This window comes from Corynebacterium sp. HMSC058E07, assembly GCF_001809885.1.
GTDB lineage: Bacteria > Actinomycetota > Actinomycetes > Mycobacteriales > Mycobacteriaceae > Corynebacterium > Corynebacterium macclintockiae.
The window spans coordinates 526-3296 of the sequence record NZ_KV799280.1 but is presented as its reverse complement, the minus strand read 5'-3'; the positions used below and the strand labels follow the sequence as shown (position 1 = coordinate 3296).

The 2771-nt window shown below is 47.4% G+C and carries 3 protein-coding genes; all 3 read left to right on the top strand.

Going from position 1 to position 2771, the window contains the following annotated elements; genetic code table 11:
- The coding region (locus HMPREF2678_RS10465) for a hypothetical protein (RefSeq protein WP_210382714.1) at positions 1-566 on the top strand (566 nt) is incomplete at its 5' end.
- A gap of 10 nt (positions 567-576) precedes the next feature.
- Positions 577-1593, top strand: coding sequence for a hypothetical protein (locus HMPREF2678_RS10240; protein ID WP_141747070.1), 1017 nt, complete (start codon positions 577-579; stop codon positions 1591-1593).
- A gap of 1002 nt (positions 1594-2595) precedes the next feature.
- On the top strand, positions 2596-2718 hold the full coding sequence (locus HMPREF2678_RS10640; RefSeq protein WP_155270791.1) for an RHS repeat-associated core domain-containing protein: 123 nt from the start codon (positions 2596-2598) through the stop codon (positions 2716-2718).
- Positions 2719-2771 lie beyond the last annotated feature (53 nt).

Here is a 2771-nt window from a genome sequence, read left to right as displayed (position 1 = left end):
CCTCAGCCCAGGGGTATGTCGACCACGCAGCACACTGGGTCGATGTGCTGGGGTTGGCAAGCCACGTAGTCTCTTCAGATGAACTACGAATCGCTGGGGTTCCCGAAGCAGACATTCCACTCGTACGCGACTGGCTCAATGGCGTACCTACTCGCGATGCTGGGAAAGCCGGAGCAAAGCCGTCGCTCTGGAACAGCTCAGACGCTGCCTTTTACACGTATGAAAATCCGATTACTGGACCGACTGCCTACTCTGGCATGACAAATGATCTTGCATCTCGAGCAAACAACCATGCAGATCGATTCAATGCACTAGGCGTTGAATCAAGAATGCAACCTGCTTCAGTAGATGCCTCGAAGCTAAGCAATGGCGCAGATTCTTTTAACAGACGCCAGTGCCGTGCCTTTGAACAGCTCAGCATTGAGCACAATGGGCTTCACAATCTTTCTAATGCTAGAAATGAAATCGGTACCTCAACTACGAACCGTCAACGGATTAAAAATGGAGCCCTAACTTGGGCTCAGCATATGGTAGACAACGGTGCCATAACCTCTGATGCGCTTTAGGACGCGAGCTATGTCATACCTCTTAGAATCTGATCCTCAGAACAAAGCAATCCCTGTTAAAGCCCCCATAACGCTCTACCTACACCTAGAACGGGGGAGTCTTTCTGTTTTGCGACATCAGCACGGGTATCTAAAACAACCCTGCTCCCTAATTTCTATTCCTAAGACAAAACAAAATCTAAAAGCTTTGGGTATACAGGGCGCCAAGCATGAAACTGACCAAGCGCAAAATTGGATTGTCCCTCCATTCAAGATAAACAACACTGTGTTTTCCACAGGGTCAGCATTTACCTACTTCCCAAACGAATCAACAGACAGGATCGATGACCTTTCAAACTCAACAGTGGAGCTGGCTGAGGATGAGCAATTTCGACCTGACCTCGGACTTTTCATTCCGTCAATTCTTCATTCAAATATTCCCGAAAACTGCCCACCCAGGGAAATCGATAGAACTGATTGGAACCTAAAAAAATGGATTGGCGGTCAATCCTATGAACAGGCAAGATCTAACGAGAGAAACTTAATTGCCGTACCGTGGGACATCGTCGGCCTAAGCCAGCTTGACCTCTGGCTTGAGCAATATAGATGCTGGAAGCTCAACCTTCCCGTTCCCAAAATCCCCCGCCCAATAAAGAATTTGAAAATAGCCTCAGCAAGCCCAAATCAGACTCCTCAGGGGCTCACTATTCAACATCAAGCCTTCGACGAATCTCATGGAGCTTTGGAAGGAGAACATGAACTTCGTCTTGAAATAGTCGAAGGATCGGAAATCGACAGAATCATCGCGAAGCATGGCTTCACCGCGAATGGGTTCTTCCTTGACGGAATTCTCAAGCTTATTTCGCAAGATGAATCCGATCCTCTTGTATGGAAAAGCTCTCCAGATGGACAAGGGGCCTCATTCATCAGTGATCAGAAGACTATCAGCAGCTTACTACGGCTCGCAATCGTAAAGCTTTGCAATTTGAACGAGTTGGCATCTATCATGAAATACGCTAAATCCGTAGGGTTTGAACCGGAATTTTAATCATTGCCCCAATAGAGACCTTCGCGAATTAAAAATGCATAGTCTTGATACTTAGCCTTTCTTATTACCCTACCCTGGCGTTCTGAGCATTCCTTCTGAGAGCCATACTCTATATTCAATAGTTCTTGGACTGGGTCCGGGCTTCAACAAACTGACTCAACCCAAGCCCTTACGAAATGACAGAAACTTAGGTTAGATCCAAAACCTATTCTACCAATATGGCGGTTTGATTATGCCATATAGGTATCGAGGTAGTCAGCTCAAATCCGGGTATGAAAATTTCGGAACCTTCGCTAACCTTTAGCCTTCCACTTAGGAGCCGTAACACCAAGCGAGGAGGTAGGTTTCCATCCTGAAATTAAACAGATCACAATTATCAGATACTTTGGCAGCCCAATGCAAAGCCCTTCATCGAAAGTCAACATGTGATGATCAACACTAAAGGAATTTTTATTTTCTGCGGGAGTATTTTTCGCTAGTTTTCATGTCGCAAAACCTACCCCAATTTCCCCATAGACATTCTGCTCTCATGGAGTTGAGGCACGCGACGAATCGTTTGGGCTCAAGGACTCTTGTGATCATTTGGAACGTCCACCGATCGTGCCAGCATCGACACATTGTCCCCTTGGTCAGGCAATGCCCTGGTATCAGTAGTCCAAATCCCTAGTTTTCTTGAGGATGATAACGGATTCTTTGTCCCGTTATTCTTAGAATTCAATATTTCCGGACCATGAGTGTTGACGTTGGCGCCAAAAGTAGCTCACATCTAGCTTCGGATTTCGCTAGCGAACGACTTCTTGCCAAATTTCAACGAACCGACTGAGGCTTTCAAGCCCATCCGCGCTTCACGATCGAGCATGGCGTCCGATCACTCCACCAGCAAGCTAACCGGATTCAAACCTTGTAGCCCATTGGCTGATACTCGTAGTGACGTCCAACATTCCCTGACGTCTTGCAATGCATTGACCATTCCATGACCAAAATGCACCATCAGTAACACCACTGCGGTTCGCAGGTCATTACGCGGATGCCGAATCCGGGTGGGCGTACAACCGCTTCCGCTACTACACCCCACTCTTGGCGCCTACAACGCCCAATCTCCACTCGGACTCACCCCACGACTAGTCTCGGCACAAAGGTATGTTCACCACGCAGCATTCTGGGTCGATGTGCTTGGG

Excerpts from the sequence above, each read along its gene's own strand:
- HMPREF2678_RS10240 (WP_141747070.1), top strand. The coding sequence starts at position 577 with ATGTCATACCTCTTAGAATCTGATCCTCAGAACAAAGCAATCCCTGTT.